This is a genomic window from Intestinimonas butyriciproducens, from assembly GCF_016901775.1.
GTDB lineage: Bacteria > Bacillota > Clostridia > Oscillospirales > Butyricicoccaceae > Pseudobutyricicoccus.
On the sequence record NZ_JACJKW010000019.1, the window covers coordinates 1 to 14,777 of the forward strand.

10 protein-coding genes are annotated in these 14,777 nt (G+C 57.1%); 1 reads left to right on the forward strand and 9 read right to left on the reverse strand.

What is annotated here, in order from left to right; all coding sequences use genetic code 11:
* Window positions 1-153 precede the first annotated feature (153 nt).
* From tuf to H6A25_RS10280, 9 genes are all read right to left on the reverse strand, one after another.
* A complete protein-coding gene (tuf, locus tag H6A25_RS10240) occupies window positions 154-1,356 on the reverse strand; it encodes an elongation factor Tu (RefSeq protein WP_204752032.1) in 1,203 nt (400 codons plus the stop codon).
* Window positions 1,357-1,468: 112 nt separating this feature from the next.
* Window positions 1,469-3,538 carry an elongation factor G gene (gene fusA / locus H6A25_RS10245; protein ID WP_204752033.1) on the reverse strand — a complete coding sequence of 690 codons (2,070 nt, stop codon included), beginning with the start codon at window positions 3,536-3,538 and terminating at the stop codon, window positions 1,469-1,471.
* A gap of 38 nt (window positions 3,539-3,576) precedes the next feature.
* Window positions 3,577-4,047, reverse strand: coding sequence for a 30S ribosomal protein S7 (gene rpsG, locus H6A25_RS10250; protein ID WP_118427172.1), 471 nt, complete (start codon window positions 4,045-4,047; stop codon window positions 3,577-3,579).
* 180 nt (window positions 4,048-4,227) lie between these two features.
* Complete coding sequence (rpsL, locus tag H6A25_RS10255; protein WP_118427174.1) at window positions 4,228-4,656, reverse strand: 30S ribosomal protein S12; 429 nt, start codon at window positions 4,654-4,656, stop codon at window positions 4,228-4,230.
* 88 nt (window positions 4,657-4,744) lie between these two features.
* Window positions 4,745-4,993, reverse strand: a complete 249-nt coding sequence (locus H6A25_RS10260) for a L7Ae/L30e/S12e/Gadd45 family ribosomal protein (RefSeq protein WP_118427176.1) — start codon at window positions 4,991-4,993, stop codon at window positions 4,745-4,747.
* Window positions 4,994-5,047: 54 nt separating this feature from the next.
* Window positions 5,048-8,572, reverse strand: a complete 3,525-nt coding sequence (rpoC, locus tag H6A25_RS10265) for a DNA-directed RNA polymerase subunit beta' (protein ID WP_204752034.1) — start codon at window positions 8,570-8,572, stop codon at window positions 5,048-5,050.
* 18 nt (window positions 8,573-8,590) lie between these two features.
* The gene (rpoB, locus tag H6A25_RS10270) at window positions 8,591-12,313 is read right to left on the reverse strand and encodes a DNA-directed RNA polymerase subunit beta (RefSeq protein ID WP_204752035.1); all 3,723 of its coding nucleotides are present in this window, start codon (window positions 12,311-12,313) and stop codon (window positions 8,591-8,593) included.
* Window positions 12,314-12,596: 283 nt separating this feature from the next.
* Complete coding sequence (locus H6A25_RS10275) at window positions 12,597-13,559, reverse strand: hypothetical protein (RefSeq protein WP_204752036.1); 963 nt, start codon at window positions 13,557-13,559, stop codon at window positions 12,597-12,599.
* Complete coding sequence (locus H6A25_RS10280) at window positions 13,556-13,957, reverse strand: hypothetical protein (protein ID WP_204752037.1); 402 nt, start codon at window positions 13,955-13,957, stop codon at window positions 13,556-13,558. Before H6A25_RS10280 ends, H6A25_RS10275 begins: the two co-directional genes overlap by 4 nt.
* A 357-nt stretch (window positions 13,958-14,314) precedes the next feature.
* On the opposite strand from H6A25_RS10280, the gene H6A25_RS10285 reads away from it, so the two are divergent.
* Window positions 14,315-14,776 carry a hypothetical protein gene (locus tag H6A25_RS10285; RefSeq protein ID WP_204752038.1) on the forward strand — a complete coding sequence of 154 codons (462 nt, stop codon included), beginning with the start codon at window positions 14,315-14,317 and terminating at the stop codon, window positions 14,774-14,776.
* The last annotated feature ends 1 nt before the right edge of the window (window position 14,777 follow it).

The following is a 14,777-nucleotide window of genomic DNA, read 5'->3' on the forward strand; positions in this document are numbered from 1 at the left end:
TGGCAGACCGCACTCCTATTATAGCAAAGGGAGTTTTTATTTCGCCATTATCGACATAAGTCTTTTTTTGAACCACTCGCCTAGCGAGTGGTTTTCGGAGCACAAAAAAGAGCCATGGCAAATGCCATGGCTCTTGAAAGAACAAAGAGTAAATTACTCGTTGATCTTGGTAACAACGCCGGAACCGACAGTACGGCCGCCTTCACGGATAGCGAAACGCAGGCCCTCTTCGATAGCGATGGGGGTGATCAGCTCAACATCCATCTCCACGTTGTCGCCGGGCATGCACATCTCAGTGCCTTCGGGCAGAGTGATGACGCCGGTAACGTCGGTGGTACGGAAATAGAACTGAGGACGATAGTTGTTGAAGAAAGGAGTATGACGGCCACCCTCTTCCTTGGTCAGAACATAAACCTGGCCATGGAACTTGGTGTGAGGATGGATGGAGCCGGGCTTGGCCAGAACCTGGCCGCGCTCGATGTCGGTCTTGTTGATGCCGCGCAGCAGGCAGCCGATGTTGTCGCCAGCCTCAGCGAAGTCCAGCAGCTTGCGGAACATCTCGATGCCGGTGACGACGGTCTTCTTGGGAGCGTCCATCAGGCCGACGATTTCCACTTCTTCACTCATCTTCAGGATGCCGCGCTCCACACGACCGGTAGCAACGGTGCCGCGGCCGGTGATGGTGAACACGTCTTCCACAGGCATCAGGAAGGGCAGATCAGCCTTACGGTCAGGAGTGGGGATATAGCTGTCAACAGCGTCCAACAGGTTTCTGATGCACTCGTACTCAGGAGCGTTGGGATCGGTGGAAGTGCTCTCCAGAGCCTGCAGGGCAGAGCCGCAGATGATGGGCACTTCGTCGCCGGGGAACTCGTAAGTGCTCAGCAGCTCACGAACTTCCATCTCAACCAGCTCCAGCAGCTCGGGATCGTCCACCTGGTCGGCCTTGTTCAGGAACACGACGATAGCGGGCACGCCCACCTGACGGGCCAACAGGATGTGCTCACGAGTCTGAGCCATGGGGCCGTCGGAAGCAGCGATAACCAGGATGGCGCCGTCCATCTGAGCAGCACCGGTGATCATGTTCTTGATATAGTCAGCATGGCCCGGGCAGTCCACATGGGCATAGTGACGGGCATCGGTCTCATACTCAACGTGAGCGGTGTTGATTGTGATGCCGCGCTCTCTCTCTTCGGGAGCCTTGTCGATCATGTCGTAGGCTTCGAACTGAGCCTGGCCCTTCAGGGACAGGTACTTGGTGATCGCAGCGGTGGTAGTGGTCTTGCCGTGGTCAACGTGGCCGATGGTGCCGATGTTGACATGGGGCTTTGTTCTTTCAAATTTAGCCTTAGCCATTTGAACTCTCCTCCTTAAAAGTGCAGTATTCTAAAAAGCATATTGAATCGCCCTGCAATAAGCCCATTTTATCTTAAAAACAGCGGCAATGCAATACATAAATTGCAAATACTTATTTGCCGGCGATGATTTTTTCCTGGATGCTCTTGGGCACCTCAGTGTAGTGGCTGGGTTCCATGGTGTACTGACCGCGGCCCTGTGTGCGGGAGCGCAGATCGGTAGCATAACCGAACATCTCGCTCAGGGGCACAAAGGCGTCGATCTGCTGGGCGCCGCTGCGGGCTTCCATACCCTGGATCTGGCCACGGCGGGAGTTGAGGTCGCCGATGACATCGCCCATGTACTCTTCGGGCACGATGACGGAAACCTTCATGATGGGCTCCATCAGCACGGGATCGGCCTTCTTCATGGCTTCCTTGAAGGCCATGGAGGCGGCGATCTTAAATGCCATTTCCGAGGAGTCCACTTCGTGGTAGGAGCCGTCATACAGAGTGACCTTTACATCCACCACGTTGTAGCCGGCCAGCACGCCGTTCTGCATAGCGCCCTGGATACCCTGATCGATAGGCCCGATATATTCCTTGGGAATGGCGCCGCCCACGATCTTGTTGATGAACTCGTAGCCCTTGCCGGACTCGTTGGGCTCCAGAATGATCTTGACATGACCATACTGGCCCTTACCGCCGGACTGACGGGCGTACTTCATATCCACATTGGCGCTCTTGCGCACGGTTTCCTTATAGGCAACCTGCGGGGAACCAACATTGGCTTCCACCTTGAATTCCCGGAGCAGACGGTCGACGATGATCTCCAGATGGAGCTCGCCCATACCGGCGATGATGGTTTGTCCGGTCTCTTCGTCGGTGTAGGTGCGGAAGGTGGGATCTTCTTCAGCCAGCTTGGCCAGAGCGATGCCCATCTTCTCCTGACCGGCCTTGGTCTTGGGCTCGATGGCCACGCGGATAACAGGCTCGGGGAATTCCATGGATTCCAGGATGATGGGGTGCTTCTCGTCACACAGGGTGTCGCCGGTGGTGGTGTTCTTCAGACCAACAGCAGCGGCGATGTCGCCGGCGTAGACCTTCTCCAGGTCTTCCCGGTGGTTGGCATGCATCAGCAGGATGCGGCCGATACGCTCACGGTTGCGCTTTGTGCTGTTGAGCACGGCGGAACCGGCGTCCAGGGTACCGGAGTAGACCCGGAAGAAGCACAGCTTGCCCACATAGGGGTCGGTCATGATCTTAAAGGCCAGAGCGGAGAAAGGCTCGTCATCAGAGGGATGACGGCAGTCTGCTTCGTCGGTATCGGGGTTGATGCCGTCGATGGCCTTCTTGTCCAGGGGGGAGGGCATATAATCGATGATGGCATCCAGCAGCTTCTGAACACCCTTGTTGCGGTAGGAAGTACCGCAGGTGACAGGGATGATCTTAACATCCAGCACTGCCTTACGCAGAGCGGCCTTGATGTCCTTGACGGAGATCTCTTCCCCTTCCAGATAGGCTTCCATGATGGCGTCGTCATACTCGGAGATGGACTCGATCATGTGAGCATGGTACTCGTCAGCCTGTTCCTTCAGGTCAGCGGGGATCTCTTCGCAGCGGATGTCCTTGCCCAGATCGTCATAATAGACATAAGCCTTCATTTCCACCAGGTCCACGATGCCTTTGAAGGTATCTTCGGAGCCGATGGGCAGCTGAATGGGCACAGGATTACACTTCAGGCGGTCCTTCATCATGTCAACAGCATGATAGAAGTCGGCGCCCATGGTGTCCATCTTGTTGATATAGACCATGCGGGGAACATGGTATTTGTCGGCCTGATGCCAGACAGTCTCAGACTGCGGCTCAACGCCTCCCTTGGCGCAGAGAACGGTGACACTGCCGTCGAGCACACGCAGGGAACGCTCCACTTCCACAGTGAAGTCCACATGGCCCGGGGTGTCGATGATATTGATTCTGTGACCATTCCACGCGCAGGTGGTAGCAGCGGAAGTGATGGTGATACCTCTCTCCTGCTCCTGCTCCATCCAGTCCATGGTGGCGGTGCCATCATGGGTTTCACCGATCTTGTAGTTGACGCCTGTGTAGTACAGGATTCTCTCGGTGGTGGTGGTCTTACCGGCATCGATATGCGCCATGATACCGATGTTACGGGTTAATTCCAGCGGATACTGCCTTGGCATCTAGTGCTCTCCTTTCCAAAAACGGTTTGAATGGCGGATTACCATCTGAAGTGGGCGAAAGCCTTGTTGGCTTCGGCCATCTTATGGGTATCTTCGCGCTTCTTCACAGCGCCGCCGGTTCCGTTGATGGCGTCCATGATCTCGCCGGCCAGACGCTCTTTCATGGTCTTCTCACCGCGGTTGCGGGAATAGAGCGTGATCCAACGCAGACCAAGGGTCTGTCTTCTCTCGGGGCGCACTTCCATCGGCACCTGATAGGTGGCGCCGCCAACACGCCGGGCCTTGATCTCCAGGGCGGGCATGATGTTTTCCATGGCCTCATTGAACGCTTCCACAGGGTCCTTGCCGGTCTTTTCCTTTACAATGTCGAAGGCGTCGTAGACGATCTTCTGAGCAATGCCCTTCTTGCCATCATACATGATGTTGTTGATGAGCTTGGTCACGAGTTTCGAATTGTAAAGCGGGTCCGGAAGAACATCCCTCTTGGGAACAAATCCTCTTCTGGGCACTTTGCTTCCCTCCTTCACAGAATGATTTCATAGGTACTCAAGGGTTTTTTGAGCCCTTGTTGTGTGCCCTGCCGGATCTTCCCTTTTTACCGATCGTCATAGCAATAATCTATAAGAATCTATCAAAAGGTCAATCTGGCAAAGCTCACACGCTTTGCTTTTTTGGGTTATGCGCTTTTCTTACTTCTTGGCTGCGCCGGCCTTGGGCCGCTTGGCGCCGTACTTGGAACGGCTCTGCATACGGCCGCTCACACCCTGGGTGTCCAGGCTGCCGCGGATCACATGGTAACGCACACCAGGCAGGTCCTTAACACGGCCGCCTCTCACCATTACCACAGAGTGCTCCTGCAGGTTGTGGCCCACACCGGGGATGTAGCCCCAAACTTCCATGCCGTTGGTCAGGCGCACACGGGCCACCTTACGCAGGGCGGAGTTCGGCTTTTTGGGAGTCATGGTCTTGACCGTGGTGCAGACACCTCTCTTCTGAGGAGAAGACTGATCGGTAGTCATCATCTTCTTGGAGTTGTACCCCTTCTGCAGCGCGGGAGAATTGGACTTGTAGCTGACCACTTCTCTTCCTTTGCGAACCAGCTGATTGAATGTAGGCATAACGCACCTCCTTATAGATTATTGCTTTATGACACCCGCCCCCGGAGAGCCTGGGCTCTCCGGGAGGGGAAAAAGCCTGAAACAGGTTTTATTCTTCCAGCAGCGCAACGGCCACGGCGCATCCCACATGGATGCCGCACACCGCGCCAAGCTGGGCCATGGTGGGAACACTTTCCACCGGCACAGACTGCTGCTGGCAAAGCGCGATAAAGGGACGGGTAACATGATCTTCGGCGTCCCTGGCCACAAAAGCCAGCTTCGCCTTTCCGGCGCTCACCGCCCGCTGGGACTGTTTGACGCCCACGGCCCGGGGGCCCTGCTGCAACACAGAGAGCATGTTCATCCTCCAAAAATTCTCACGCAGTTAATTATTATATGCTATCTTTCCCAATTAGTCAACCATTTCTACAACTTCTTCATAAGTTGCCTGGTTGTACTCGTCCACGCCGCTGCCGGCGGGCACCAATTTGCCGATGATGACATTCTCTTTCAGGCCCAGCAGCGGGTCAACCTTGCCCTTGATAGCGGCTTCGGTGAGCACTCTGGTGGTCTCCTGGAAGGAAGCGGCGGACAGGAAGCTGTCGGTGGCCAGAGAGGCCTTGGTGATACCCAGCAGCACCGGTGTATAGGTGGCCGGCTCGAACTCTTTCCCTTCGGCGGCGGCCTTCTTGGCCCCCTCCTCGTTGGCATCCTCGAACTCGAAGATGTCCACCATGGATCCGGGCAGCAGTTCGGTATCGCCCTGATTTTCCACCCGCACCTTCCGCATCATCTGACGGACGATGACTTCGATGTGCCGGTCGTTGATATCAACGCCCTGCTGACGGTACACCCGCTGGACTTCCTGGATCAGGTAAGCCTGCACCGCTTCCACATCCCGGGTGCGCAGCACATCGTGGGGATTGAGAGCGCCTTCGGTGAGAGCATCGCCCATGGCGATCTCCTGGCCATCCTGCACCTTGAGGGGCTGACCCAGGGGCACCTGGTATACCTTGCTCTCGCCGGTCTCCCGGTCGGTGACGGTGATGGGACGGGTGGAGCCTTTGCGGCTGTCGTCCACCGATACCACGCCGGCATTCTCCGACAGAGTGGCGGCACGCTTGGGCTTACGGGCTTCGAACAGCTCTTCAACACGGGGAAGACCCTGGGTGATGTCGTTACCGGCAACGCCGCCGGTATGGAAAGTACGCATGGTCAGCTGTGTGCCCGGCTCGCCGATGGACTGGGCCGCAATGATGCCGACGGCTTCACCGATACCGATCTCGGTGCGGGAAGCCAGGTTGCTGCCGTAGCACTTGGCGCACACGCCGTGACGGGCCCGGCAGGTAAGCACACTGCGGATCTTGATCCGGGTGACACCGGCGTCGGTGATGATCTTGGCGTCGTCCTCGGTCATCAGCTTGTCTTTGGACACCAGCACATTGCCCTTTGCATCCTTGAAGTCCTCGGTGAGATACCGGCCGACGAGACGGTCGGCAAAGGGCTCGATCACCTGGTTGCCGTCGCTGATCTCAAAGACCCAGATGCCGTCGTCGGTGCCGCAGTCGTGCTCACGGATGATCACATCCTGGGACACATCCACCAGACGGCGGGTCAGGTAACCGGAGTCGGCGGTACGCAGAGCGGTATCGGCCAGACCTTTCCGGGCGCCTCTGGAGGAAATGAAGTATTCCAGAACAGACAGGCCTTCACGGAAGTTGGCCTTGATGGGGATTTCGATGGTCTTACCGGCGGTGTTGGCCATCAGGCCGCGCATACCCGCCAGCTGACGGATCTGGTTCATGCTACCACGGGCACCGGAGTTGGACATCATGAAGATCGGGTTGAACCGGTCCAGACAATCGTTCAGGGCCTTGGTAACGTCCTTGATGGTCTGCTCCCATTCCTCAACCACCAGGCGGTAGCGTTCGTCGTCGGTGATCAGGCCCCGCTTGAACTGACGGTCAATGCGGGCTACACGCTTTTCGGTGGCGGCGATGAGGGTGTATTTCTCATCGGGGATGGTCATATCGGACACCGACACCGTCATGGCGCCGATGGTGGAGTACTTGAAGCCCAGGGCTTTGATATCGTCCAGCAGATGGGCGGTACGGGCGAAGTCATGGCGCTTGATACAGGCGGCAATGATCTTGCCCAGTTCCTTTTTGCCGCAGGAGAAGGAGATCTCCAGGTCAAACTCATGGCCGGGCTGGGTTCTGTCCACAAAGCCCAGGTCCTGAGGCACAGCCTGGTTGAAGATCAGCCGGCCCACAGTGGCCGGGACGATCTTACTTTCCATTTTGCCCTCAATTTCCCGGAATAGCCGCACCTTGATGGGAGAATGGATGCCCACATAACCCTGCTGATAGGCCAGGAGGGCTTCGTCTTCGCTCGCGAAGATCATGCCGGTGCCTTTTTCTTCCCGGTCGATGGTCAGGTAGTAAGAACCCAGAACCATGTCCTGAGAAGGCACGGTGACGGGCATACCGTCCTGAGGCTTCAGCAGGTTGTTGGCCGACAGCATGAGCAGGCGGGCTTCGGCCTGGGCCTCGGCGCTGAGGGGCACATGGACGGCCATCTGGTCGCCGTCAAAGTCGGCGTTAAAGGCGGTACACACCAGAGGATGGAGCTTGATGGCCCGGCCTTCTACCAGGATGGGCTCAAAGGCCTGGATGCCCAGACGGTGCAGCGTCGGCGCACGGTTGAGCATGACAGGATGCTCCTTGATGACCACTTCCAGAGCGTCCCACACCTCGGTGCGGGCCCGTTCCACCATCTTCTTGGCGCTCTTGATGTTGTTGGCCACGCCGTCTTCCACCAGCTTCTTCATGACGAAGGGCTTGAACAGCTCCAGAGCCATCTCCTTGGGCAGGCCGCACTGATAGATCTTCAGGTCGGGGCCCACCACGATAACGCTACGGCCGGAGTAGTCAACACGCTTACCCAGCAGGTTCTGACGGAACCGGCCCTGCTTGCCCTTGAGCATATCGCTGAGGGATTTGAGGGGACGGTTGTTGGGGCCGGTGACCGGACGGCCGCGGCGGCCGTTGTCGATGAGGGCGTCCACCGCTTCCTGGAGCATCCGCTTCTCGTTGCGCACGATGATGTCGGGCGCGCCCAGCTCCAGCAGTCTCTTCAGACGGTTGTTCCGGTTGATCACCCGGCGGTACAGGTCGTTCAAATCGCTGGTGGCGAACCGGCCGCCGTCCAGCTGGACCATGGGCCGCAGCTCGGGGGGAATCACCGGCACCACATCCAGGATCATCCACTCAGGCCGGTTGCCCGACTGGCGGAAGGCCTCGATGACCTCCAGCCGCTTGATGATCCGCAGCTTCTTCTGGCCGGAAGCGTCTTTCAGCTCGGCCCGCAGCTGGGCGGACAGCTCTTCCAGGTCGATTTCGGCCAGCAGCTTCTTGATGGCCTCGGCGCCCATTTCCGCCTTGAAATCGTCCTCGTATTTTTCCACCATATCCCGGTATTCTTTTTCGGTGAGGATCTGCTTTTTCATCAGCGGGGTGTCACCGGGATCGGTGACGATGTAGCTGGCGAAATAGAGCACCTTTTCCAAAAGCCGGGGGGACATATCCAGCACCAGGCCCATCCGGGAGGGGATGCCCTTGAAATACCAGATGTGGCTGACGGGAGCGGCCAGCTCGATGTGGCCCATCCGCTCCCGGCGCACCTTGGACTTGGTCACTTCCACGCCGCAGCGTTCGCAGATCTTGCCCTTGAAGCGCACTTTCTTATATTTTCCGCAATGGCACTCCCAGTCCTTCTGGGGCCCGAAGATCCGTTCGCAGAACAGGCCGTCCCGCTCGGGCTTCAGAGTGCGATAGTTGATGGTCTCCGGCTTTTTCACTTCGCCATAGGACCATTCGCGGATCAGTTCCGGAGAAGCCAGACCGATCTTGATGGCTTCAAATGTCATGTTTGCCATAGTTTCTCTTCCCCTCCGTTACAGTGTCTCGTCGTCCAGCGGGTCGATCTCTTCTCCCACCAGTTCGTTCATCACTTCCAGCGGGTCTTCCTCCTCATTCTGCTCACCGATGCCGAAGCCGGCCTCTGCAAGCTCGCTGTCCAGAGCTACGCCCTGAGAGCCCATCTCTTCCTGGGCCCCGCCGCCGCGGACGATGTCTTCGTAAGCATCGTCGTCATCATCGTCGTCATTGAGGTGGATCTCTTCCATATTCTTGTCCAGCACCTTCAGATCCAGACCCAGGGACTGCAGTTCCTTCACCAGAACCTTGAAGGATTCAGGCACACCGGGCTTGGGCACATTGTGGCCCTTGACGATGGCCTCGTAGGTCTTGACACGGCCCACGATATCGTCGGACTTGACGGTGAGGATCTCCTGCAGGGTATAGGCTGCGCCATAGGCCTCCAGGGCCCACACTTCCATTTCGCCGAAACGCTGGCCGCCGAACTGGGCCTTGCCGCCCAAGGGCTGCTGGGTAACCAGGCTGTAGGGGCCGGTGGAACGGGCGTGGATCTTATCGTCCACCAGGTGATGGAGCTTCAGGTAGTACATATAACCCACGGTCACCGGGTTGTCAAAGGGCTCGCCGGTACGGCCATCGTAGAGGATGCTCTTGCCGTCCTCCCGCAGACCGGCATCCCGGAAGAGAGCCCGGATATCTTCTTCTTTTGCGCCGTCAAACACAGGGGTGGCCACATGGATGCCCAGTGCGCTGGCCGCAAAGCCCAGATGCACTTCCAGCACCTGACCGATGTTCATACGGGAAGGCACGCCCAGGGGGTTGAGCACGATGTCCAGCGGTGTGCCGTCCGAGAGGAAGGGCATATCCTCCTGAGGCAGAATACGGGACACAACACCCTTGTTGCCGTGACGGCCGGCCATTTTGTCGCCCACGGAGATCTTTCTCTTCTGAGCGATGTAGCAGCGGACCACCATGTTGACACCGGGAGACAGCTCATCCCCGTTGGCCCGGGTAAAGACCTTCACATCCACGATGATGCCGCCGGCGCCGTGAGGCACGCGGAGGGAGGTGTCCCGCACCTCTCTGGCCTTTTCACCGAAGATGGCCCGGAGCAGACGCTCTTCCGCCGTCAGCTCGGTCTCGCCCTTGGGGGTGACCTTGCCCACCAGGATGTCGCCGGGGTGCACTTCGGCGCCTACCCGCACAATGCCCCGCTCGTCCAGATCCCGCAGAGCTTCCTCGCCCACATTGGGGATATCCCGGGTGATCTCCTCGGGCCCCAGCTTGGTATCCCGGCTCTCGGTCTCGTATTCTTCGATATGGATGGAGGTATACACATCGTCCCGCACCAGGCGTTCGTTGAGCAGGACGGCGTCTTCGTAGTTATAACCTTCCCAGGTCATAAAGCCGATGAGGGCGTTTTTGCCCAGGGAGATTTCGCCCTGAGAGGTGGAGGGGCCGTCGGCGATTACATCGCCCTTTTTCACCCGTTCTCCCACCGCCACAATGGGCTTCTGGTTGATGCAGGTACCCTGGTTGGAGCGCATGAACTTGATGAGCCGATGGGTCTTTTCGCCCAGCTCGTCATAGTTGATGGTCACATCCCGGGCAGTGACCCGGGTGACGGTGCCGTCGCCCAGAGCCAGAGGCACAGTGCCCGAGTCCACAGCGGCCTTGTATTCCATGCCGGTGGCCACGAAGGGAGCCTGGGTCTTGAGCAGAGGCACAGCCTGCCGCTGCATGTTGGAACCCATCAGAGCACGGTTGGCGTCGTCGTTTTCCAGGAAGGGGATCATGGCAGTGGCCACGGAGACCATCATCTTGGGAGCCACATCCACCAGGTCCACCTTTTCCCGCTCGATCTCGATGATCTCGTCACGGCGGCGGCAGGTGACACGGTCGGCTTTGATCCGGCCGTTTTCATCCAGAGGCTCGTTGGCCTGGGCCACGATGTACTCGTCCTCGATGTCGGCGGTCATATACTGCACTTCATCGGTGACGATGCCGGTTTCCTTGTCCACGATGCGGTAAGGAGCCTCGATAAAGCCGTAGTCATTGATGCGGGCATAGGTGGCCAGATAAGAAATCAGGCCAATGTTGGGACCTTCAGGAGTCTCGATGGGGCACAGACGGCCATAGTGGCTGTAATGCACGTCGCGGACTTCCATGTTGGCCCGGTCACGGCTCAGACCGCCGGGGCCCAGGGCGGACATACGGCGCTTGTGGGTCAGCTCGGCCAGAGGGTTGTTCTGGTCCATGAACTGGCTGAGGGGGGAGGAGCCGAAGAACTCCTTGATGGCCGCCGTCACAGGACGGATATTGATCAGGCTCTGGGGGGTAACGATGTCCAGATCCTGGATGGTCATACGCTCGCGGATCACCCGCTCCATGCGGGAGAAACCGATGCGGAACTGGTTCTGCAGCAGCTCGCCCACGCTGCGCAGGCGGCGGTTGCCCAGATGGTCGATGTCGTCGGCAGTGCCTACGCCATTGGCCAGGCAGTTGAGGTAGTTGATGGAAGCCAGGATATCGTCCACGATGATGTGCTTGGGAATCAGCTCATCCACATTCTCCCGGATGGCATCCAGCAGCTCCTGGCCCTGGTGCTCTTCCATCAGCTGGCGCAGCACGGAGAAGCGCACCCGCTCATAAATGCCCAGTTCTTCCTCGTTGCAGTCCACAAAGTCATGGAGCCACACCATGTCGTTGGAGAAGGCCTTGACCTCTTTGCCCTCCACATCCAGATAGGCCACCGAAACGCCCTTCTTTTCAATGAGGGCGGCCTGCTCCCGGGTGAGCACCTGGCCGGGAGTGGCCAGCACTTCGCCGGTGAGGGGATCGGTGACGGGGCGGGCCAGTTTCTGGCCGCTGAGGCGCTTGGAAATGGCCATCTTCTTGTTGAACTTGTACCGGCCCACGGTGGACAGGTCATAGCGCTTGGGATCGAAGAACAGATTGTGGAGCAGAGTCTGGGCGCTGTCCACTGTGGGAGGCTCACCGGGACGGAGACGCTTGTAGATCTCAATGAGAGCATCCTCGGTGGTCTTGATGGCGGAGTCCTTGTCCAGAGAAGCGATGATCCGCTCATCCTCGCCAAACACCTCTTTGATCTCGGCGTCGGTGCCGATGCCGATGGCCCGGATCAGGGAGGTGATGGGCAGCTTGCGGTTTTTGTCGATGCGCACATAGAACACATCGTTCACATCGGTCTCATACTCCAGCCAGGCGCCCCGGTAGGGGATGACGGTGCTGGTGTACATCTGCTTATCCGGCCGCTCGTTGTTGATGCCGAAATACATGCCCGGAGAACGGACGATCTGAGAGACCACCACCCGTTCGGCGCCGTTGATGATAAAGGTGCCGCCGTCGGTCATCACAGGGAAATCGCCCATGAAGATCTCCTGTTCCTTGATCTCACCGGTCTCCTTGTTGCGCAGACGCATGCGCACCTTGATGGGTGCGGCATAGGTGGCGTCCCGCTCTTTGCATTCTTCCACCGAATACTTGGGCTCTTCTTCCATGGAATAATCCAGGAAGGTCAGCTCCAGGTTGCCGGTGTAGTCGGTGATGGCGCCCACATCCCGGAACACCTCACGCAGGCCGGTATCCAGGAACCATTGATAGGACTTCTTCTGCACCTCGATGAGGTTGGGCATCTGGAGCACTTCCCGGGTCCGCGAAAAGCAAACCCGCTCCTTTTTGCCGCACTGGATCCTGCCGTACTTTTCCCAGTTGTACATTTGCCACACTCCGTTTCCTGTCAGTTTGCGATACACTAGGGTGCGTTGCAATTTTTTATTTCTTCCCTGTTGCCATCCTCACCGGCTTTTGCTAAAATGAGAGCGGTGAAAAATGACTGCCAGTTGATTGCATATCGATGCAGTATATTATTATACTATTTTCATTGCAAGAAGTCAACCGAACGAACTGTATAAAACTGCCTGTTTTTTCAGGCAGCTTTTTGTTTATCCAGCCATTTCAGGCAAAAATCGGCCCGGCCTCCAAAGCGGCCGGGCTTTCCTTTTATTTTTCCGCCAGAAAGACAAGGGGAAGGGCGCAGACTCCAAACAGTGCCGGAAACCAAAGATAGGCGCCGCTGACGAGAAAAGCCGGCGTGATCTCTTTGTACATCAGCGCCGCACACAACGGCATCACAGAAAAAGCCAGCAGGCCCAAAAGCAATATGCCGACGGCCCAGAGCTTTTTCCTCCGTTGCCAGAGCAAACCTGCCAGACCGAGGAGCAGCATGCCGGGCAGCCAAAGCAGATTGCCTTGCAGCACTTTATCCCCTCCCTCTCCCATGGAGGAAAAAAGAAAAGCGATCACAAGCCAGCCCAAGGCGGCACACACCAGCTCCCACAGTGGACGGCGGCAGAACGCCGTGAAAAAGAGCATGGCCAGCATGAGAAGCGCTCCCAGGCCGCAATACCAAAAGCTCTCCACCCGGAAAGCCAGGGTTCCTTCTTGCAAAGAACCTGCGATCCGGGGCCACAGCCCATAGAGCAGTCCCCCGGCCCCTCCCAGAATCCACAGGATGCCCTTCCCCCAGCTTCCCATGGCTTTATGGGGCAGAAGGAGCAGCACCGCTCCCAATACCGGACAAAGGGAGATAAACGCCATTTCAAAATAGAAAAATCCCAAGTGAAAATAAAGCCCCACCGTTCCTGTCAGGCCGGAGATAATCTTCTCCAGCAAAACAGCAAAAAGAAGCAGGAAAAGGATTCCTTCCAGATAGATCAGAATGCCCCGGCCCTCCCGGCGGCTGTAAAGCATCCACAGAGCCACCATCGCCGGGAAAAAGGCCAGCCACATTCCCCGGCTCCATTGGCTTACCATCTGAGAAACAACCATGGCCCACTCCGGCGCCTGGTAATTATGGATAAATCGGGGAAAAACAGCGCTCCACAGACCCACCGTATTCAGCAGCGCGGCGCACAAAAGGCCAAACACCGGCGCTTTCCCATCAAACATCACTTTTTGTTTCATTTTATCCCCTCCTCCATCTCTTCCGCCGTCACCACAAAAGCAGGCTCACTTCCTCCCAAGGAGCCAAAATCATATTCTTTTCCAGATTGCTCCAGTGTTCCTGTGATGATACGGGAGCAATAAAACTCCACCGCTTTCCCATCCTGCACAATTTTTGCACGCAAAGTAGGGGTGAAATATTGACAAGACAGTCCGCTGGGCCCCAATGTATGGATCCGGCGTACCGGCCCTGTTTCCAGCGGGGCCTCTGCATGAATGAAGATTCCCCGATCCCAATCATAAAGGGCCGTTCCCTGAAATTCCTGGTCAAAGGTGACCGCTATGGGAAAGGTGGGATCGTCCTCCGGCCAAAAAATTCCCGACTGTACCAGCTGCCAAGTCCAGGTCACATCTTCCATTCCCCGGGGCCTTTCCCCCTGAGATGCACTCTGGGAAGCCAGGGAAAATGCGATGCTGCTCACAAAAGCAAACAACAAAAAACCAACGCCATATCCCATCTTTTTTCTCGCGGCAATCCCCTCCTTCCAAAATCTCCCGTTTCGATTTTATATTATGTAGACCAGTCTGTCAATGGACTAGAAAAGAAAGTCATTTTTTCTTGCTTTTTATTTTCCTTCCTGATGTAATTTCTATATTATTTCATTTTGTTTTTTCTCGCATTTGGTGTTGGAAGCCCGCTCACGGCCGACGATCCAAACGATCACCTCATTGACCGCTGCGGGCTCTCCTGCTTCCGGGAAAGGAGTGTGCATTGTATGAAGCGTTTTCTCCGTAAAAACATGGGACTTATGATCCTTGTAGGCTGCTTCTGGGGGCTTCAGCTGCTGCTGATCTTTTTCCGGGTCATGCGCACCCAGAGTTTCCAGGAAGTGAGCAGCCAGAGCGGCCCTCAGTGGGAACGATATCAGCTGTTTATGAATCTGGATAACCGGATGGGCCAGATTGTCTGCACAGTACATGTGATTTTTGTGGTTCTTGCCGTTCTTTTGGTCTTGGGCCATCTTCGTCTGTGGCAGGTGCTGGGCACCTTCGCCGCCAGCTACCTGGGCGCCTGGCTCCTTTCCTACATCGGCCCCGCCTGGGGTGGCGCCGGTCTTTCCAACTATACCTTGGAATTGTACCTTTCTTTTTATACTTCCGCCCTGTTTCTGGGCATCGGCATTGTGGTGTGGGCCTTCCGCCTGCTCTATCTGCGGATCAAACGAAAAACAGCGTAGC